The sequence below is a fragment of the Flammeovirga sp. SubArs3 genome (assembly GCF_947387565.1).
In the GTDB taxonomy this organism is placed as follows: Bacteria; Bacteroidota; Bacteroidia; order Cytophagales; family Flammeovirgaceae; genus Flammeovirga; species Flammeovirga agarivorans.
This window is the reverse complement of the sequence record NZ_CANDOA010000005.1, coordinates 131,725-153,445: the sequence shown is the minus strand read 5'-3', so window position 1 is coordinate 153,445 and position 21,721 is coordinate 131,725. Positions and strand designations below refer to the sequence as shown.

General features: G+C 36.5%; 10 protein-coding genes. 5 read left to right on the top strand and 5 right to left on the bottom strand.

The annotated features are described in order from the left end of the window. The 3 genes from QL232_RS15740 to QL232_RS15730 all read left to right on the top strand — a co-directional run bounded on the left by QL232_RS15740 (position 1) and on the right by QL232_RS15730 (position 9,808). A complete protein-coding gene (locus tag QL232_RS15740; protein WP_281614812.1) occupies positions 1 to 1,554 on the top strand; it encodes an arylsulfatase in 1,554 nt (517 codons plus the stop codon). Between the two features lie 267 nt (positions 1,555 to 1,821). Then, positions 1,822 to 6,696 (top strand): T9SS type A sorting domain-containing protein, encoded by a 4,875-nt coding sequence (locus tag QL232_RS15735; RefSeq protein ID WP_281614811.1) that lies wholly within the window; start codon positions 1,822 to 1,824, stop codon positions 6,694 to 6,696. Between the two features lie 199 nt (positions 6,697 to 6,895). Continuing rightward, positions 6,896 to 9,808 carry a T9SS type A sorting domain-containing protein gene (locus QL232_RS15730; RefSeq protein ID WP_281614810.1) on the top strand — a complete coding sequence of 971 codons (2,913 nt, stop codon included), beginning with the start codon at positions 6,896 to 6,898 and terminating at the stop codon, positions 9,806 to 9,808. Between the two features lie 85 nt (positions 9,809 to 9,893). Here the strand turns inward: QL232_RS15730 and QL232_RS15725 are convergent, their stop codons facing one another. The 3 genes from QL232_RS15725 to QL232_RS15715 all read right to left on the bottom strand — a co-directional run bounded on the left by QL232_RS15725 (position 9,894) and on the right by QL232_RS15715 (position 14,800). Then, on the bottom strand, positions 9,894 to 11,405 hold the full coding sequence (locus QL232_RS15725) for an alpha-L-fucosidase (RefSeq protein ID WP_281614809.1): 1,512 nt from the start codon (positions 11,403 to 11,405) through the stop codon (positions 9,894 to 9,896). 17 nt (positions 11,406 to 11,422) lie between these two features. Continuing rightward, on the bottom strand, positions 11,423 to 13,384 hold the full coding sequence (locus QL232_RS15720) for a family 43 glycosylhydrolase (RefSeq protein WP_281614808.1): 1,962 nt from the start codon (positions 13,382 to 13,384) through the stop codon (positions 11,423 to 11,425). A 336-nt stretch (positions 13,385 to 13,720) separates the two neighbouring features. Then, the gene (locus QL232_RS15715; RefSeq protein ID WP_281614807.1) at positions 13,721 to 14,800 is read right to left on the bottom strand and encodes an alkene reductase; all 1,080 of its coding nucleotides are present in this window, start codon (positions 14,798 to 14,800) and stop codon (positions 13,721 to 13,723) included. Between the two features lie 303 nt (positions 14,801 to 15,103). Here QL232_RS15715 and QL232_RS15710 point away from each other — a divergent pair, with 303 nt between their 5' ends. Both QL232_RS15710 and QL232_RS15705 read left to right on the top strand, forming a co-directional pair. Further along, positions 15,104 to 16,726: a glycoside hydrolase family 43 protein gene (locus tag QL232_RS15710; RefSeq protein ID WP_281614806.1), complete on the top strand. Its 1,623-nt coding sequence runs from the start codon at positions 15,104 to 15,106 to the stop codon at positions 16,724 to 16,726. A 163-nt stretch (positions 16,727 to 16,889) separates the two neighbouring features. Further along, on the top strand, positions 16,890 to 17,348 hold the full coding sequence (locus QL232_RS15705; protein WP_168884073.1) for an RNA methyltransferase: 459 nt from the start codon (positions 16,890 to 16,892) through the stop codon (positions 17,346 to 17,348). A 25-nt stretch (positions 17,349 to 17,373) separates the two neighbouring features. Here the strand turns inward: QL232_RS15705 and QL232_RS15700 are convergent, their stop codons facing one another. Both QL232_RS15700 and QL232_RS15695 read right to left on the bottom strand, forming a co-directional pair. Next, positions 17,374 to 18,726 carry a glycoside hydrolase family 11 protein gene (locus QL232_RS15700; RefSeq protein ID WP_281614805.1) on the bottom strand — a complete coding sequence of 451 codons (1,353 nt, stop codon included), beginning with the start codon at positions 18,724 to 18,726 and terminating at the stop codon, positions 17,374 to 17,376. Positions 18,727 to 18,826: 100 nt separating this feature from the next. Further along, positions 18,827 to 21,505: a glycosyl hydrolase family 8 gene (locus QL232_RS15695; RefSeq protein WP_281614804.1), complete on the bottom strand. Its 2,679-nt coding sequence runs from the start codon at positions 21,503 to 21,505 to the stop codon at positions 18,827 to 18,829. Positions 21,506 to 21,721: the final 216 nt, after the last annotated feature.

Below are 21,721 nucleotides of genomic sequence, written 5' to 3'. Positions count from 1 at the left end.
ATGAGAAGCATATATAATTTGATGATCATCCCTATGGCATTACTGTCATGGGGGTGCCAAAAAAACACCTCTACCGTAAGTGAATCCCTCAACAAGAAACCAAATATCATTTTTGTATATATGGATGATCTTGGCTACGGTGATATTAGTGCCAATGGAGCTACTGAGATTAAAACGCCTAACATGGATGCCTTAGCCAATGGTGGAATTAACTTTTCTAATGGGTATGCCTCGTCGGCCACTTGTACACCTTCTAGGTATGCGGCATTTACCGGAGAGTATCCTTGGAGAAAAAATGCTCAAATACTTCCTGGTTCAGCTCCAATGCTCATCAGTACTAAACAAATGACGTTACCAAAAATGTTGAAATCATCTGGTTATTCAACAGCCATTATTGGTAAGTGGCACCTTGGTTTAGGTACACATGATAAAGATTGGAACGAACATATTTCACCAGGCCCCAACGAAGTAGGTTTCGATTATTCTTACATCATGGCAGCAACTCAAGATAGAGTTCCTACTGTCTATATTGAAGATGGTGATGTGGTTGGATTGGATAAAAATGATCCAATTCAGATCGATTACCATAAGAATTTTGAAGGGGAACCAACGGCTATCGATCACCCAGAAATGGTGAAAATGAAATGGCACCATGGGCACAATAACTCAATTGTGAATGGTATCCCTAGAATCGGTTATATGAAAGGTGGTAAATCTGCTTTATGGAGTGATGTAGATATGGCAGATCATTTCCTTTTAAAAGTGAAATCGTATATCAAAGATCAGTCAAATAAAGAAGCTCCATTCTTCTTAACCTACACAATGCAGCAGCCTCACGTACCTAGAACGCCACATCCACGATTTGTAGGAAAATCAGGAATGGGTCCAAGAGGTGATGTGATTCTTGAAGCCGATTGGTGTATTGGCGAACTTTTAAAAACATTAAAAGAAGAAGGTATTGAAGAAAACACGCTAATCGTTTTCTCATCTGATAATGGGCCAGTATTAAACGATGGTTACTACGATCAAGCGGTAGAATTAATTGGTAATCATGATCCAAAAGGTGGATTAAGAGGAGGAAAATATTCCCTTTATGATGCGGGTGCCCATGTTCCATTTATTACTTATTGGAAAGGAACCATCGCACCTGGAAAATCGGATGCTTTAGTGTGTCAAATGGACTTATTGAATTCATTAGCAGCACTTACAGGTAGTGAAATTTCCACTCCAGATTCAGAAAATGTTTTAGGGGCTCTATTAAGTGCTGACCAGAAAGGAAGAACTTCCCTTATTCTTGAAGCGACAACAAGAACTTCATACAGAAAAGGAGACTTAGTATTGATTCCTTCTTACAAAGGGAAGAAGAAAAATAAACAGGTAAATATTGAGTTGGGTAATGACACTGAAATTCAACTTTACAACTTGAAAGAAGACCCTTCACAAAAGAAGAATATTGCGAAAGACAATCCACAATTGACAAAACAACTGTTGGCTGAATTTCAAAAACTTAGAGGACTGGACTATAACGAAACAAAAAAATTAGAACTGATGTAACTATAAAATAGCTTAAGAATTGAAAAGGGGAAGGTGTTTATCTTCTCCTTTTTTTATGTCCTAAATCGTATTCATCACATAGTTATTTATTTATACCCCAAAAAAGCTTATTTTTAGGTATACCTACTTAGAAAGGATTACTAAGGGCGAAAATATAAAAAATTCACCCCCTCAATTGGCGGATTTTTTACACCCTATTTTTTAGTGTAAGTTTTACATCTTTGAAGTACGAAAAAACTTTTTAAAACAATCTATTCTTAGTATAAAATGAAATACATCTACAAACTACATACACTGTTATGGCTCGCAGTGTATAGCCTATGTTTTCATACCACCGGCCAAGCTCAATCGTTTGATGGTGCTGGTACTGTAGAAGACCCTTATTTAATTTCATCGAAAGCTCAATTGATTGAATTAGATAATTCTTCTGAGTTATGGGGTATGCACTTTAAATTAACTACGGATATTGATATGGATGGCGAAACTTTCCATCCTATTGGATATAAAGTTGGAAGTGATGTTTCAAAAACGTTTAAAGGTTCATTTGATGGGGGCTTCAATACCATCAGCAACCTTACGATTACGAAACATGCAGACCAATCTTCGTTAGGAGTTGGATTTATCGGATTTAGCCAAGGCGCTTCAATAAAGCATTTAGGTCTTATTAATTTATCGAACGAACAAAAAGTACCTAACATTGAAAGAGTTGGTGGACTTATTGGTCATGCAGAATGGAATACGATAGTTGACCAGTGTTTTATTTTAGGTGGAAAAGTATCAGGATCTGGCTCAATTGGCGGATTGATTGGTATGGTTGTAAATGTAACGCTAACAGATTGCTTTGCTGCAGTAGAACTGGATGCCAAATGGGGTAATAACGGTGGTATTGTTGGTAATATGAATGCTGTAGAAGCAAGTGCATCCATCACTAATGCTACCACTTATGGTACTGTTTTAAATGGTGTTCCTGGTATCACAGCAGATGCAAATCTTAAAAACGATATTGCGATTTCTGGCTTATATGCCATTTCTACTACGGGTAAAGAAAATCCTTCTGACAAGGTAACTGTACTTACTCCTCTTGAAATGACAAATGCAAGCCAATTCTCAGCATTAGATTTTACAGAAAGTGGTGCTTGGAAAATGAATACCAACTCTTACCCTGTTCTAAGCGGATTCCCAGACGCGGCATTCTCTACAATGGACGCTTTTTATGATATACCTCTAACAGTTACTTCTAATGGAACAGATCCAATTAGTGGTGCTACTGTGACTATCAATTTAAAAGACTATACAACAGACGCTAACGGTAACCCTGAAGGTCTTGTAGAATCTGGTACTTATGACTATTCAGTAAATGCCGAAGGTTACAACGAATATACTGGATCATTCAGTACAGGTGATGAACAAAAAACTATCACTTTAGTCTCAGATGCGCTGGTAACTTATACTACTGCTTTTGTAGTAAAAGATGAGGACGGTGAAGTTGTAGCAGATGCTACTTTCAATTTAAAAAAGACAGACCTTACTTTCGATAAATCATTCACTACGGATGCTGAAGGTAAAGTGACTGTTGAAAAACTTGTTGTTGGTGATTACGAATACGCTATTCAAAAAACGTTATTTGAAGAGAAAAAGGGAACATTTACCCTATCGACAGAAAACTATAACGAGGAGATTACTCTAGTAGAAATCAATAAAGCTCCCGTGGCCGTTGTAGGGTCAGGAAGAACAGTAGAATCTGGTGAGGTAGTAACATTATACGGTGCAGATTCTTATGATGAAAACAAAGATGCACTATCATTTACATGGACAGCCCCTGATGGAGTTACCTTGTCTAATGCATATGCTGCTATTCCTACTTTTACAGTTCCTGTGGTTACAGAAACAACGACACTAACATTTTCATTAGTCGTAAATGACGGAGAAGTAGACTCTGAACCTGCTACTGTTTCTTTCGTTGCAAAAAGCAAAATCATTAATGGATTAAACTTAATCGTTAATGGAGGTTTTGAAGAAGAACTAACGAAAGGTTGGACTGGCATGGGTGCTTATACTCAATCAGATGTGATAGACCCAATGTCGAAAGGTAGTAAAAGTGTTAAGTTTGAAACGTCTAGTAAAGTAGACGGTGTCCAAACTCATATGGATGATTTCATAGATGTTGAAATCGGAAAAGCTTACAAATTCTCTGGTAAAGTCAGAGTTGATAAAATGATGGCTACGGTATTCAATTTACGTTTTATGCCATCAAATGATTGGTTTGATGCTGATAATGCGAAGTTCTCTATTACACAATCAGGTAGTGGCTGGGGTGATTTACAACCAGAAAAAGGAAGCTGGGTCTCTTTCGAAAAGATATTAACTTTTGACGAAGCTTTTGCGGCTGGTTCATCAAAAGGTGATGTGGTTAGCACAAGATTACATCTTCAAAGTTCGAATGATGCAACAGACGAACTTATTTATTTTGATGATTTGATGTTAGAAGAAACGGACATTGATTTTATTTTGTCTGCTGGAGAAGATCAAACAACACTTCCTGGTGCCACTGTTGATCTAATGGGTAGCCATAATTCATCAAATTCATTTACATATACTTGGGAAGCACCTGAAGGAATTACATTAACTTCTACAAATACATTAACTACTTCTTTTGATATTGCTGGTGATATCACTGAAGAAACTACTTATACATTAAAGTTAAAAGCTAGTGATGGAAGTTTTGAAGCTTCTGACGAGGTGAATATTGTTGTTGTTCCAGGAATTTCTGCCAATGCTGGCGATGATCAGACAGTAGACGCCGGAGATATTGTCACTTTAGACGCATCAAACACTACACCTGAGGATGTTACCTTAACATGGACAGCACCAGAAGGTATCACTTTATCTGATGTTAATGTTGCTATGCCAACTTTCACTGCTCCTATCGTGACTGAAAGTACTACTTTTACATTCTCTTTGGCTGTCAACTTAGGTGAATCTTCTGCTTCTGATGAAGTAGTGATTACAGTAAACCCAAGTTCAATTCCTGTAGCAGATGCTGGGAATGATCAAACTGTAGGTAGCGGAGCAACTATTACTTTAGATGGTTCTAGTTCTCAAAGTCAGACAGAAGGTGATTTATCGTATGCATGGACTGCTCCAGAAGGAATTACGTTGTCAGACAATACTGCTGCAATGCCTACATTTACAGCCCCGATGGTAGAAGGAGAAACTTCTTTCACTTTCAGTTTAATTGTAAATGATGGGGTAAATTCATCAAAAGCAGATGAGGTAGTTATTACCGTGATTAATGAAAAGATTAGTGGCTTAGAGCTTTTAGTGAATGGTGGATTTGAAGAGGGCAAATCAGTAGGTTGGTCTGGTATTGAAAGTGAAATGTTCTCTATTTCTGATATCGTTTCAGAGCAATCGAAAGGAACATCAAGTTTAGAAGTTGCAGCCACTGCTAAAATCGACTTAGTAGAAACATCTTCAGATAGCTACTTTAATCTAGAAGTGGGAAAACAATATAAGTTCACAGGTAAAATCTTGGTAGAAACAATGAATGTTGAGGTCTACAACATTAGATTTATGCCAAGTGATGAGTGGAAAGATTCTGGCGCAACGAAGTTAGGTGTCACTGCTCCAGGTATAAGCTGGGGAGATTTCAATGCCACTATTGGTGAATGGGTTTCTTTTGAAAAAATCATCACAATCGATGAGAATTTCCATATCTCAAAATCATTATCACAAGGAGATATTGTACCAACAAGGTTATATATCCAAACACCTAAAACAGAAGAGGAATTATTCTATTTAGATGATTTCAGCGTTGTAGAATATGGTATTGATTTCCAATTGGATGCTGGTGATGATATCGTTATCCAATCTGGTAGTTCAGTTGACCTAATGGCCACTCACAACTCTTCTGATGAGTTTACTTATACTTGGACTGCTCCAAGTGGTGTTACTTTATCTTCAACAGATATGAAGTCAACAACATTTACAAGTGCATCTGGTTTAGTAGCTCCTATGGAATATGAATTTACAGTAACAGCTAAAAAAGGAATGCTTTCTTATTCTGATAAAGTGAAGGTAACTGTAGTTCCAGAAATCAATGCTAATGCTGGCGATGATCAAGTAGTAAAACAAGGTACGACAGTAACTTTAGATGCCTCTGCAACAACACCTGAGGAAACTACATTTGTTTGGGAAGCACCTGAAGGTATTACTCTATCTGATAACACTTCAGCAATGCCGACATTTACAGCACCAAATGTAACTGAAGAAACTACATTGACATTTACACTTAGAGCACAATACCTTGAAGGAGAATCTACTGACGAAGTTGAAGTATTGGTATATCCTGAATTGGTAGCCAATGCCGGTGATGATCAAGTAGCCTACATTAACAGCACAGTGACATTGGATGCTTCGGCAACAATACCACAAAACGCTAACATTACTTGGACTGCGCCAGAAGGAATTACTTTAAGTGATGCTAATGCATTACAACCTACTTTCAATGTACCTGAATTGGCTGAAGATACTGAATATACTTTCACATTAACTGCCACTTACAGAGACATGACATCTACAGACGAAGTGATGATTACAATCAAATCTGTAGAACAACCAGTAGCCAATGCTGGGGAAGACCAAACGGTTAATGCGGGTGATGAAGTGACATTGGATGGTACGGCTTCTACTCCTTTAGATGTACAACTAGAGTGGATCGTTCCTGAAGGAATTACACTTTCTGATGTTAATAGTGCTACACCAACATTCACTGCACCTGAACTTGAGTATGACAATGATTATGTATTTGTACTTAAGGCAACAGTAGCGGATATGGTAGTTACAGATCAAGTAACAGTAACTGTATTGTCAGCGAACATTCAAGCGCCTACTTCTGCAGAAGATTTAGCTGCTGATCTAGTAAAATGCTACCCGAATCCTACTCATTCAGGAAGAACAAATATTGAGTTATTAAGTGATGCTGAAGTATCAGTGATCAATCTTTCAGGGCAAGTAGTAGAGAGAAAATCTTTATCTACAGGTATCCATGAGCTGGACTTAAGTGAGGCTGCTAGAGGAGTATACATTCTACATGTACAATCTGAAAGCTTCATAAAGAGTATTCAATTAATCGTAAAATAAATACAACATAGGTGATAAAATTTATTCACTCATGTTATTTTTGAAAGAAGTACCGGAGATGTTTTTCTCCGGTATTTTTTTATTTATTAAAAATAATTCCCCCTCGTTATTTACTAAAATTTCAAACCATCGATCGGTCTTTAAGTGATTAATTTTGATCGATAAACAATCACTTAATCAACTATTTAAATAATTTGAAATGAAATGGAATACAACATGTAGTACGTTTATTTGGACGCTCCTTGGACTTGTTTTCACACTCAGTCCATGGCAAGGCAGTGCACAAACAAAAGTGACGATCAATCACAAAACTCAACGATTTATAGGAGGTGTTTCCGAACTAAACCGAAACAAATTTTTCAATCTTCATGCAAAAGCAAACGATGCAGAGCTTAACGCATTTTATGAAGAATACAATGTGGGACAAGGCCGTGGTTTTTGGGGTCCTTTATCAGAGTCTAAAAGAAAAGGATTTGCTGTAGGCACCTACCCCAACTCCACTGTAAAAGATAATAGCACAGCAGAAAAAGATGTCTTCAGATATGTTGGAACAGAACATCCTAAAAGTGCCTTCCTAGATGAAATGGATGTAGATAAAGCTGCTGATTGGGCTGTAAAATACTTTGTAGATGAAGTGAGTACCAATGATCGCCCACAATTCTACGAACCAATGAACGAGCCTTTTGTACACGCTCATGATTTTTATGAAGGGAAGTGGATTACAGAAGATGAAATTAGAGTAAAACGTAGAATGGCTGATTTATTTGCTGCTATTGGTAAAAAAATCCATGAAACACCTTCCCTTGGAAAAATGAAGGTGGTCGGTTATTCTGCTGCTTGGCCATCTATGGAGATTCACGACTTTGCCCATTGGGAAGAGAATATGAAAATGTTTATGGATGTTGCAGGTGAACATATGGACGGTTTTTCTACACATTTATACGACGGTGTGAATATTACGGGTCAGAATAATATTCGTTCTGGTAGTAACTCTGAAGCCATCTTAGACCTAATTGAAACTTACAGTTACCTGAAATGGGGAAAAGTAAAACCACATGCCATTACTGAGTACGGAGTAATTACTCATGGTTTTGATGATGACTATACAGATTTGGAAAGTGTACAATCTGTAAAAGGAATCAACCATATGTTATTTAATTTATTGGATAGAGAAAATGTGATTGATATTTCTATTCCATTTATCACAGATAAATCTAAATGGCATCTTAATGCTGGTAATAATTACCAACCTTATGGAGCTGCATTGTTTATTCCAACAAACATTGGGGAGGCAGAGGTAAAAGGATGGAGATATTCTCCAAGGATTCATTTTTATGAATTATGGAAAGATGTTAAAGGAAAAAGAGTGCAAATACACTCGAACAACCCTGATATTCAAACTCATGCTTTCCAAGAAGAAAATACCTTATATATCGCCTTCAATAATTTAGACGACAACAGTCAAACTATTGATATTGAGTTTGTAGAAAACTTAGATGCGTTGAAGTCTATCACTAAAAAGTCGCTTCGTATCTATGATGATAAACAAGAAGAGATGAGCATTACAACGCTCAATGAATCCATTTCTTCATTAGAATTGATTGGTGGTGAAACTTGTATTCTAGCCTATCATTTTGAAGAAGCACCTTCGCTTACTTCTGCAATGGTAGAGCAAAAATATTATGCACCAGAACATATCAAAGCCATTCAATCGAACCAAACCAACACCTTTACTTTTAACGGCGTTGATACGGATGGTACACAACAAGTTACCCTTCATATGGGAATAGGTAGAAAGCATGATAAGTCGAAACAACCTACGATTAAAGTAAATGATGTAACGATCACTGTCCCTAGCAATTGGAAAGGTAGTGACCAAGCACATAGAGATGACTTCTTTGGTGTGATCGAAATCCCTTTTGACTCTGATTTATTAAAAGCAAACAATGAAATCTCTGTCACTTTCCCTGATGAGGGTGGCCATATTAGTTCAATGATTTTGGAGCTTTCTAATGAGAAAGATATCTCTATCGGGATGGAAAGTGTAGAGATTTTACTTCCTAATAATACTATTGGAAATGCTGAACAGGTAAGTATAGATCTAAAATATACTGCAACAACCACTAGAGATTTAGTTGCTGAATTTTGGTCCTCACAACAATGGTTGGGACAAGCAACTAAAACTATTGATGCAGGTAGTGGAACTCAAACTTTACGTATTCCTTTACAGAATGCACCTACTATTGGAGAGAAATATATCATCAAAGCAAGTATTCGCCCTGAAGGAAAAAGTTGGCAATATAATCTCGCAACAGATCAAAAAAACGATGTGATTGCAGTAGAAAAAGGAGATACTTTTGCTGCTAACTTTACTATTAAGGATGAATCCGAACAAACCTTAGAAGGTGCCATCCTAACGATTGGAGAGGAAAAAAAAACTTCAGATTCAGAAGGTAATATCAGTTTTTCAGAACTAGAAGCAGGTGAATATGACTTTTCTGTGGAACTTTCAGGGTATACTACTTACAATAGCTCATTTACCATCTCAGATCAAGATTTATCCATTCCCGTTGTGTTGACTTTAACATCAGAAGCTTGGGTAAATGCTGGTGAGGATCAGACTGTTGAAAGTGGTGACTTAGTCACACTTACCGCTTCTACTTCTCACAATGATGAGTTTGTAACAAAATGGTCTACCTCTTCTTCTATACTAATTGAAAACTCTGAAGCGGTGTCCATTCAATTTACTGCTCCTGAAGTAGAAAGTGAAACAGTCTTTGTCTTTGAATTCGAAGGAACAAGAGAAGGGCTTACAGAATACGATCAAGTTACTGTAACAGTTACTCCAAATTCAACAGACATCCCTACATATGCTTTGAATTTCGAAGAGAGTATCCCTTTCTATCCAAACCCTGTTGATGATATTGTAAATGTAGAATTAAAGGATGCTTCTGATGTGATCTTTTTTACTTCCAATGGACAAAAAGTGAGGACTCTTTCATTAGCAAAAGGTCTTCAATCTATTAATATATCCGATCTTCAGAAAGGAATTTACTTTTTAAAAATCACTTCTAACAACTTAAATATTTTATATAAAATGCTAAAGAATTAAATTCGCTTACACTATCTAAAAAAAGAAAGGCTACCAATAAATATTTTGGTAGCCTTTTCTTTGTTTTAATGAATCGGATCGCTGTTTATAAATCTTGAGGACTTAATTTCAACTTAATCACAAAAGCATGCTCACAGGGTCTATCTTCTGGTAATTGAACTTTCAAATACTCTTTTTCCTGTTTCCATTCTATCACTTTATTACTCCCTAGCATACTTACCTGAAGCAGTTCCTGAGATAATACCTCACTATTCTGTCCAAGGCTTTTTACCTTTAAAATTCCATCTTTTGGCCAATCCAAAGCAATAGCATACAAATAGTCGCCTTTTGTTGTAAAACGAATATCCTCAGCCACTGCTTCCTTATTTTTATGCTCACTTAAATGACCTTCTTTGATTTCTTGAGGACCTTCTCCAAAGATTTTCCATGGTCTGGTATCGTAAATTGCTTCACCATTTGTATTTAACCATTTCCCCATTTCCTTTAACCTAGTGATGACTTCTTGGGGAATTTCACCATTGGCTTTTGGTGGTATATTCAATAATACCGCTCCATTTTTTGAAACGACATCTACTAAGAAATCAATGAGCCTATTGGTTGTTTTGTACTTTGGATCGTTAATATGGCACCAAGCTTTCCAGTCTACAGAATCATCTGTTAACCATACGAAAGGCTGTTTCTCTTTCATTCGAGAACGTTCTAAATCCAAAACAGCTGTCCCCTCTTCTAAATCATGAAACTTATAGGTACATACCACTTCTTTTCCCCATTTCTGAGCATTGTTGTAGTAATTAGCAAGAAACTGTTGTCTGTATTTCTCTCCAATAATGTCCATACGGTTATCAAACCAGATGATATCCGGTTGATACTTTTCCATCAGTTCATCCAACCTTGCCAACCATTCTTCATTGAATTTATCATCAGGTAAAGGGTCACTCTTGGTTTTTGCCATATTAAATGTCCCTTTTGGAGTATAGGGTCCATATAACCCTTCGTATTTTTTATCGGCAGCATCTGTTGTTTTATCCCATGTAGGGAACCAAGCATACATCCAATGTCTGTGGTATGTCGCAATAAACTTCATATCGTGTTTCTTTACCGCCTCAGCCATCTCTCCAACGATATCTCGTTTTGGTCCCATCTCTTTGGCATCCCAATGCGTTAAGTCACTATCCCACATAGCAAAACCATCTGCATGTTCAGCTACAGGGCCAGCAAACTGTGCCCCTGCCTCTTTAAATAGCTTTGCCCACTCATCAGCATTAAAATGCTCTCCAGTAAACATGGGAATAAAGTCCTTATAGCCAAATTCATTGAGTGGACCATACGTTTCTTCATGGTACTTTCTCACTTCATTACCAGCGTTATACATGTAATGTGAGTACCACTCTGTTTCATGTGCAGGTACAGAGTAAGGGCCCCAATGAAAATAGATACCAAACTTGGTATTTTTCCACCATTCTGGCACTTCATATTGACTTAAAGATTCCCAGTTCGCTTCAAAGTTAATTTTTGCTGTTTGTTTGACTGTCTCTTTCGTTGCACATGCCCCTAATAAGACACTTAACAATGCAGAAGTAATATATTTTTTAATCATGATATTGTTTATTGGTTTTACTCGAATCTTACATCTTTGATATTCATTAAAAAGCCTTTGTCGCCTTTAAAGACAACATAGATTTTCTCGTCCTCAACAAGTTGAGTAGTTATATCTGAAGTAATAGAAGACCAATTTTGCCAACCACCAGTCTGATCGATATTAAATGAAGCAACTACCTCACCGTCAATTTTTTCTTTTCTTATTTCTACTATTCCTCCTTTATTTGGTGATGCAATTCCGATGGTTACTTTTTTAGGAGAATGAGGGAATAACAAATTATTGAACATCAGGTAATCCCCATTTTCAATGTAACCAACGTTTTTACCGCCTAACTTACATGACTCTACCATTACTCCTTCTTGGTCTGAATAATTAGCCGCTTCTATCCCTACAAATGCATCATACATTTTTCTTGATTTATCTGATGAGAAACTAACAACATCGCCCTTTTTAACTCCATCCAAGTGTACCGCATGTTCACTATTGATATGCATTTCTCCTTGTACCAATGAGGTAGATAGAATATGTGGCTTTAGCTGTGTAAATTCCTTTTCTGAATAAATATTCCCTTGATTAGCTTGAAAAAGGATTTTTTGGTTGGCAGCATTAAATAGATCAATATCATAAGATTTAGAAAGTAGTACTTGTTTTCTAGTAAGACATTGCATCCAATCCAATGCTAAGAATTCTGTATTACCCGAAAATTGGAATGAGAGATCAACCATCCCTTCTGGAGAAAATAATAAAGGTGCTTTCACTAACCTCCATTCTCCTTCCTTCATTTTAGGGACTTCAACAACCGATAATTTTTTGTTGTTCGCTAATACCTCAATAGTTGCTTTTTCTTGAGAGCTTACAAAAAGAGCCAAATGATCCCATTTGTTATTTTCAAAGTTGATCTCATTAATTTCAAGTTGAGTCTTTTCAGAAATTCTTTTGACGATCCAGTTGGGTATAGCTGCATTTGTTTTAGTTACAGTCGCATTTTCAAGAACACTATATCTATCCAATTGGATAGCATTATTTGCTGTTAGTGCGGCAATACCTCTCTGAGTTGCTTTGATTTCAGGTATATTTCCATCTTCATCAAAATAGATGCGATCAGCACACATTGATCTTCTGTGTTTATTTCCTGAAATATCCATATGATGGTAGAATAATAACCACTCACCTTTATATTCTACAAACGAATGGTGGTTGGTCCAACAGCCATCTTTCCAATGTTCTAATACTTTTCCTTTGTATTCAAAAGGTCCTCTAGGACTATCACCTACTGCATAAGAAATCTCTTCTGCTGGCCCTGGTGCATGTGGAAAAGTAAAATAGTATTTAGCCTTTCGCTTAAAAACAAATGGCCCTTCTTTATACTTTGATGGCAAGCCTTCTACCTTCTTAGGCTTCGTTTTGATCGTTTTCATATCTTGATTCAATTCAACATAGAAAAGGTTCTCGCCACCACCGAAATATAAGAATATGCTACCATCATCATCAATAAATACATTGGGGTCTATACCTTCAATTCCCTCGATATATGAATTTTCTGGTGTATACGGTCCTGTTGGAGTGTCTGCTACGGCAACCCCTATTCTTCTAAATGCACTACCATCTTTGGGCATTGCTGGAAAATAGAAATAATATTTACCGTCTTTTTCAATACAATCTGGCGCCCACATACCATAACTATTTTCTTCTACCCAAGGCACTGTGTTATGAGAAAGAATTTCTCCATGATCTTTCCAAGTTGTAAGATCCGTTGTAGAATAGACGTGGTAATCTGGCATACAAAAACCATTGTTACCTTTGATCTGAGTACATGTAGTATCTGATGAGGGAAATACAAATAGTGTATCATTCATGACCCTAGCTGTAGGATCTGCAGAAAAACGATGTGTGATTAAAGGATTCTGAGCATAGCCTGCTATTGACCATACCCAACCCAAAAAGAATAATAGATTTTTACAGTTTAGTTTCATCATTGTGATTTCATAACTTTTGCACCATGAAAATCAAAACAATATTGGTATTTACATTTTGTAGTTGTTCTTCTCTCATGGTAATAATTCATTCATTGATTACTTCAAGAAAAGAAATCCATAGCAGTGTTGTTGGAAGAAAATGAAGCGTTTATACCTTCAAATTTATATACACTTATTCCCCCCCTATATTTCCATAAATTTTTCTCATAAAACACATAAAAAAGGCCTTCAATATCATATATTGAAAGCCTTGGAAGTTTGAACTGTTGTGGAATTTTTGGGTAAATACATTGGTCAATACTGATAAAATATCATTCAACCCAAATCCAGATCTTATTACTCTGCTACTTTAAAGGCATAGTCTGTATAACCCTTTTCTCCCGGTGTATAGAAAGTATCAAAGTCGGGTGGTGTTAATTCAAGATCATCTTTTAATCGATGAACGAGATCTGGATTGGATATAAAAGGCCTTCCGAAAGCTACTAAGTCTCCTTGGTCCGCTTCTAAAATATCGATGGCTTTCTTTCTGTCTAAACCACCACTAGCAATAAATGTATTATTGAACGCCTCTTTTAATTTTTCTTTAATGGAAACAGGTACCTCAGGGGCTCCCATTCCGCTATGATCAACTAAATGTAGATAAACAACACCTAAATTGTTGAAAGCATCTACTAATGAAAGGTACTGTTCGTCTATGCCATCAAAAGGTGCTAAATCATTAAATACACCATAAGGTGATATTCTCACTCCCACTTTATCAGCACCAATCGCATCGATCACAGCTTGTGCTACTTCAATGGCAAAACGATTTCTATTTTCAGCACTTCCACCATAACTATCTGTTCTTTGATTTGATAATGGACTAAGAAATTGATTGATCAAATAACCATTGGCCGCATGAAGTTCAACCCCCTCAGCTCCTGCTTCTATTGAATTTTTCGCTGCATTGACAAACTCCTGAATGGCTTCCTGAATATCTTGCTCTGTCATTTGCTCAGGAACAGGATAAGGCTGATTACCTTCCGAATCAGTATACATTTCTCCACTTAATACAATGGGTGAAGGTGCAACTACTCTTGCATCGGCTTCCATATTTAATGGATGAGATGCTCTTCCTGTATGCATTAATTGTATAAATATTTTTCCTCCCTGCTGGTGAACAGCTTGAGTTACTTTTTTCCAACCCTCTACTTGGGCTTCAGAATAAATACCAGGAATTCTAGCATAACCTAATCCGTTCTTTGAAGGTGCCGTACCTTCTGTAATAATTAGACCTGCTGAAGCTCTCTGTGCATAATATTCTGCCATAAGCTCATTGGGTATATTATTTTCAGCTCTACAACGTGTCATTGGAGCCATTACAATTCTATTATTTAAACTAGTATTGCCTAATGAGTATGATGAAAATAGTTTCATGGTTTACTTTATCGTTTATACGTATATTGTTTAAACGAATATAGTTTTATATTCTAAATAATAAAACTCATTTACACTTTTTTTACTTAAAATTAATATTGGTAATCACCCCTTCGTTACAATTGGATTTGCTATCACACTCTAGTGGTTTTAATTTTAATGAATATTGATTTTCAATAAATTAGAAAACGTGATAATTAATTTAGCACCGGTATTAGTGCTTTTTATTTCACAAAGAAAAACTGACCGTTCGTATCTTTAGGTTCAATGAAATTGAATGATAAATTATTACTATCAACATCCATGAAACTAAAAACAATCGTAATGAGTGTCTTATTTTTTGCTATTCATTTTACTTCTATATCACAAACTCCACCCACTCAATTTAAAAATCCTATTCTCTCAGGTTACCATCCTGATCCTTCCATTTGTAGGGTAGGCGACGATTATTATCTCGTTAATTCTTCTTTTGTTTGGTTTCCTGGTTTACCCATCTATCATAGTAAAGACCTTGTAAACTGGGAACATATTGGGTATGGGATAAGTGATGAAAAAGCTGTAAACTTTAATGGTTTGAAAGATAAATTGGGTTTATTTGCACCCACCATTCGACACCATAATGGTACTTTTTATATCATCAATACATGCGTAGGATGTAAGATGAACTTTTACATCACTGCTAAAAACCCTGCCGGACCATGGTCTGACCCAATTTGGTTAAGTGATGCCCCAGGCATTGACCCTTCTTTATTTTGGGATGACGATGGAAAATGTTATTACACCGGAATGGGAAGTGTAAAAGACAAAGCTTGGCCTGCACAAACTGTAGTGTATAACCAAGAAATTGATCTTAATACCCATCAGCTTATTGGGGAAAGAAACGAACTATCTTTTGGTCATGCTAATAATGCTGCTTACGCGGAAGGGCCTCACATCTATAAAATTAATGGAAAATATGTTTTGCTACTTTCTGAAGGAGGGACAGAACAGTATCATGCTATGTCAGTACATCATAGCGATAATTTAAAAGGGCCTTTTGTTGCTGATATAGTAAATCCTATACTTACACACCGACACCTTGGTAAAGAATATCCTATTTATGCTGTTGGTCATGGAGATCTTGTAGAAACACAAAATGGAGAATGGTGGTGTGTGATGCTGGGTAAACGATTGAATAAAGGAATTACCACACTGGCTAGAGAAACCTTTTTAGCAAAAGTAGAATTTGAAGGACAAACACCTATTATTAACAAAGGGTATGGAAAGGTGCTATCAGAACAAAAAAGGCCAGATCTTCCATGGACTCCAGTGCCAAAACCATCTGTCATCGATCATTTCGATCAACATGATTTAGATCTAAAATGGTGTACTATTCGTACTCCCCAATCCACTTATTTTACAATAAAAAACAGCCAATTACAATTAGCATTACAACCTGAAGTGATCGATAGTTTAGTTCACTCCTCTTTATTGGTTCAAAGAATAATGGATCATCATTTTGTGGCAAAAACCTCATTCTCTTTTAAGACACAAAAAACAAATGAAGAAGTGGGATTATGTGTTTATCGAACTAATGAAAACTACTTTACACTGATGAAAAGAAAAGATTCCTTAGTACTTATTGAGAGTTTCAAGGGGAAGAGAAAAGAGGTTGCTCGTGTTCCTTATCATCACAAGGGTATTCATCTTAAAGCCATGGCTGAAGATATGAAAATACAATTCTATTATAGTACTACCAATGATCACTTTCTACCAATTGGTGAACCCCTCAGTTTAATCACAATTGCAGATGGTCAGGGTAATGCACAATTTAATGGCCCTGGTATTGGTATCTATGCCACAAGCAATGGTATACCGACTAAAAATAAAGCCTTCTTTGATTGGTTTAGCTATCAAGGAGTTGAGGAGAAGACAATAATAGATTAGAAAAGGTCTCCTAAAGTATCAATACTTTGGGTGATCTTCTACATGATGAATACATACAATATTTCCTAAAATCCATAGTTAAGCAAAATTTTAGTTCTACTTTTGTTCCTCCTTTTGGCATTGAGCCTAGGTATGGTATAGACTAAAAAACGGATTAATAACTATGGAGTCAAACTTCACAAATGAATATTTTGGCATTGGTATCCAAAATGGTAAAACACCCGAAAACCTAGGTGTTTTATGGCGTTCTGCTCAAAATTTTGGAGCTAGCTTCATCTTTACCATAGGTAACCGTTATGCAAAACAAGCTAGTGATACTCATAATGCGGTAAAAGCTATTCCTTACTATCATTATAATACCTTCGAAGATTTTGTCAATAACCTTCCTGTAGGAACTCGAATAGTTGGCGTAGAACTTACTGATAAATCTGAAGATCTAGAAACCTTTCATCACCCTAGAAGATGTGTTTACTTACTAGGTGCTGAAGACCACGGTTTGTCCAAACAAGCCATGGATTCGAGTCATTTTCTTGTCAAATTTAAATCACCTAAAAGTTTAAATGTGGCTGTTGCAGGAAGTATTGTAATGTACGATAGACAATTGGGTAAGGAAAGGGTTTAAATCACCCCTTCCCTGTTATCTAGTATTACCTTCTAATTTCTATTTTTTCTTGAATAGAATTCAATGATCCTATAACATGGATAAAATACAATCCATTGGGTAATGCTATGGGCATTTCTTGTTCTGAAAAGCTAGATTCAAAATATTGGTGGTCAACTATTTGGCCTAAAGAATTATACACTATAGCTTCTTTGACTTCTCCTAGATTGGCATTTCGAATGGTAAGTGAACTACCTTGTACTGGGTTCGGAAATATACTGTTTGTAATTAATCCATTACCGTTTTTATGTGATATGGTTCTATTGTTGGAAGTAGATCCAAAACCAATTACACCATTACAATGCATCCATTCACTGTATTGCCCTCCACATGTATTATTTTGCCAAACGGCAGTGTTATAGGATTGTTGTTCTGCCTGCTTACGGTTGCCATTAATTTCAAGCCAATCTATTTGTACATCTCTACCTGAAGCATCGTTAAAATACTCCACATTTACGCCTCCAGAAGAGTTTGTATTTACAGTGTATTCTTTAAAGTTCGTTGTTAAAGACAATGTTTGTATTGTCTGATTATCAATTCTTACATTCAACTTTTCCTGTCCAGTCACCCCTCTCGCTCTTACTTTAATGGTCGTGGAGTTGTTTCCTCCACTATTGCCATTACTTGTTCCCATCGTCATGCTGTAAACATCACAGGTACCACTACTTTGGTACCCTTCAACCGTAAAAGAGACTTCGTATAAACTGCCTATATTCATTCCTAAATTAGCCCATGCATTAAAATGATTTGCACAAGTTACCGTTCCGCTCGTTCGTTTATTTCTTCTCACACTCCAATATTGCTGAAATGTTTTTGTGCCTTCTATGGATGGTTGCTGAACCCTAGTTGTTTCATAAATATCATAGGTACCTCCATCTGTGGTAACAGTACCTTTAGCATTTGCTCCTGGAGGCCTCCAACTTCCCCAACTTTCCACAATATAATACTCTACTAAAGGGTTCTGACTCCAACCATAAATACACAAATAAGAATTACCGGACGGCTGATAATTGGCTCCATAAGTCACTGTCTGATTTTTCACTCCAGGTCGCTTTCCTTTTCTAGCCAAAAGATTTCCAATATTGTTCCAGGAAACATAGAAGTTACCACCATTGTTGAGGGTCATGCATCCACTACCAGAATCTTTCCAATATTCATAGGTATACCCACCCTGACTGCCTATTTGATTATTACAAATAGTTTGGGCCTGTATATCAAATACTAAGAATAGATAAAGTGATAATACAAAAACGCTTTTACTTAAACGTTGGATCAATTGATTGTTGATTTGAATACCACTTAAAATATAAAGCGTATTCATGGATAGTTGATTTTTCATTTTAATAAAGTTTTCATTTCATAAAAAATTCAAGAGCCCAATACATAGTTTTGAGTGATGTAGAATAGTGAGTTATTGGACTCTTGAATGAATAAATTGATTACTGAATCATCAGTTTTTTAATTTGATAGTTATCATCCGATATAACCTGAAGTATGTAGGTGCCTTTCTTTAAAGCTGAAACATTCAACTTTCTTTCATCTCCAGTTAAAATTGAAGTTGAAACCAATACTCCACTTATCGTATAAACTTTGACTTTAGCAGTATTCCCTTGAACTCCCTTGATGATCACCTGATCAGTAGCCGGATTTGGGTATAGCTGAATTTCATCTTCCAAACCACTATTTGACATTGAATTCACTATCATCCTCCTAGCATTAGAGCAGCTTGGTGCTGAAGAAGAATTACTTAAGTAAATAGTGAAATCTGAAGTTTTAGAAACCAATACTACATTGGATCCCTCCTTGCCTATCCAATACACTCCATCTAGTCCGTTGAACCCACTATTCGAAAAAGTGATCGATGGAGAAGCACTACCTAAAGTATGTGTGATAGCTGTTTTAAGATCAACATACCAATTTGGCACACCATTATTTGTACGCATAGAGAAGTCCCAAATTTGTCCACCTTCTTTCGACCAATTGACTGAAATGTTATTTACATGAGATAGGTCAGGGCCATTACCTAATACATGGGCATGAGTGAAACTTGTATTGATTGTTGGAAATGCCTCCGAACTAGGTAAACCAAAAGAACAGGTTCCTGTATTCCCACCATTGTCTCCTCCATTATTACCGCCTTCAGAAGTTACGGTAATTGAAGTTTGACCTGTGAAACCACCATCTACAGTTTTTACTGTAATTGTTGTACTTCCTGCTTGAATGGCTTGAACAACACCCGAATTTGAAACGGTTGCAATACTCGTATTCGACGATGTATAACTTACTCGTTTATCATCAGCATTTGAGGGGGAAATACTCACTGACAAATTATTGGTTTGTCCCACTTCCAAAGACAATGATGATGGAGTTAAAGTAATTCCTGTTACAGGAATCGGATTAGGATCAACAGGAGGAGCAGAACCATCAACATAAGCTTTAAAGTTACCTGATAAATGCAATAGACACATCATTTGTAATAATCCATCATAATAGCGGTATCGACCTGTTGTTGGTGCTCGATCCCATAAAGCATTGATAAACTCCCAAGATTTCGCATCGGTGGAAGCCAAAGAAGTCATGGCATTACAAGCGACCAAACCCACTGCTTGATAGTCTGTCCCTGGTAATGGATTACCATCTAAAGTATAACCACTTGAGTAACTATAAATACCTTCACCATAGAAAAAGTTTTGAATGTTATCGGTAATAGTTTTCTCTCTTTCGTCTTTCTTAAACCAAGCATAATCCATGGCCACATTCATAGCACATCGCCAAGCATCAACCACAAAATCCTCTTTGTGTCCTCCCGTTGGACTACCATCATAATTGGAATAATCAGGCATTAAACCTGTTGTTGGATGTGCAGCTGCTTGAAAAAAGTCTCGAGCAACAACTGCGGCATCTTTCCAATATTGACGATTGGTTTTTGCCATCATTCCCCAAACTTCATAAAAAGAAGGCAAGAAATAAGAAGGGTCTGTATAAGTGGAAGCTTGAGCATAAGGCACAAAACAGACTTTCTTTTCATCATTAAACATATTTGGCACTGAACCAATGATCTGATTGTGTGGCCACCCTTTGTTCATAATTTGCTCCAAGATATAATCCGCTTCTGCTCGGTAATTATAAATACCTCCACGATCGCCAAATCTTACTGAGGCAAAATACAAGGCAGTGATAAAGTAGATTTCACCATCTGAAGCCGTATTAGGATCTAATTCTGATCCATTAGCATCCACAATCCAACGAAAATATCCTTCTCTATTTCCCGGACCATGTTGCATATGAGTTTTCGCGAATTTCCACATCCGATCGAATTCGTCTTGTTTGTTCATCTGAACCGCGATCATCATTCCGTAAGACATTCCTTCTGATCTTACATCATTATTATCGATATCTAGAATGTAAGCTTCATCTGAACCTTTGGGATAATATACTCTCTCAGTGGCATCATCTCCATAAAACAACTGTTGATATACGCTATTGATTTTATCATCAATTTGTTGCTGTGTATACCCTGCCTCTTTGAACATATTTCTATAATTCCCTGTATAGAAAGCACCCTCGCTTGGCAAAGTTGGAGGTGCTGGTGGAGGTGGGATATCACCTGTTCTAGTAAAGCTGATCCAATCCAGTAGTGTATCATTAGATCCATTATCTGTTTTCAGAACCAACCTGATTACTTTATTTCCTGCATTTCCTTCAATTTTTATAGATTTTGTGTCAATACTTGGGGCAGTTCCAGAAAAAGAAAAAGAGGTCACTTCAGTTCCATCAATTTCTAAGCTAACACCTGCAGCATTGGTATTTGTTGAGGCTCCTCTTAAGCTTATATCAAATACTCCAGGGGCATTTGAAATTTGAATTGTTGTAGCTCCATGATCATCATTAGCATATAAAATGATACCATCAAAAGGAGTTGTTGTCGTACTTGCATATGCTCCTCCTAAAGTCATTGACTCTGTTTGTATTGTCATACCCGAATTAGAAAAAAAGGCATTACAATCCACTCTAATCAACAGTAGTAAAATAAATAAGAGAGTGATGGTATTTACAAAGTTTGGTGGTTTTAAATTATTGTTCCTAAGATTTACCTTTTCATTTAGATAGTTTTTCATTTCAAAAATTTAGTCGATTTAGTTAGCACCCTTTCTGACTTCTAAAATGTAGCCGGAACAAAATAGAAAGTAGAAGAGTTAATTCATTTCATTGAGATCTCACACATAAATGTAACTGAATACCAAATAATTAAATATCAATTTATCTCCAAAAACTCCTAAAAATGTTGCATGTAAATATGTTGCATTCGGATGCATCAAATGTGTTATATAAAA

Coding starts and splice junctions, on each gene's coding strand:
- QL232_RS15705 (WP_168884073.1), top strand. CDS start 16,890: ATGGAGTCAAACTTCACAAATGAATATTTTGGCATTGGTATCCAAAAT.
- QL232_RS15715 (WP_281614807.1), bottom strand. CDS start 14,800: ATGAAACTATTTTCATCATACTCATTAGGCAATACTAGTTTAAATAAT.
- QL232_RS15730 (WP_281614810.1), top strand. CDS start 6,896: ATGAAATGGAATACAACATGTAGTACGTTTATTTGGACGCTCCTTGGA.
- QL232_RS15710 (WP_281614806.1), top strand. CDS start 15,104: ATGAAACTAAAAACAATCGTAATGAGTGTCTTATTTTTTGCTATTCAT.
- QL232_RS15695 (WP_281614804.1), bottom strand. CDS start 21,505: ATGAAAAACTATCTAAATGAAAAGGTAAATCTTAGGAACAATAATTTA.
- QL232_RS15725 (WP_281614809.1), bottom strand. CDS start 11,405: ATGATTAAAAAATATATTACTTCTGCATTGTTAAGTGTCTTATTAGGG.
- QL232_RS15740 (WP_281614812.1), top strand. CDS start 1: ATGAGAAGCATATATAATTTGATGATCATCCCTATGGCATTACTGTCA.
- QL232_RS15700 (WP_281614805.1), bottom strand. CDS start 18,726: ATGAAAAATCAACTATCCATGAATACGCTTTATATTTTAAGTGGTATT.
- QL232_RS15735 (WP_281614811.1), top strand. CDS start 1,822: ATGAAATACATCTACAAACTACATACACTGTTATGGCTCGCAGTGTAT.
- QL232_RS15720 (WP_281614808.1), bottom strand. CDS start 13,384: ATGATGAAACTAAACTGTAAAAATCTATTATTCTTTTTGGGTTGGGTA.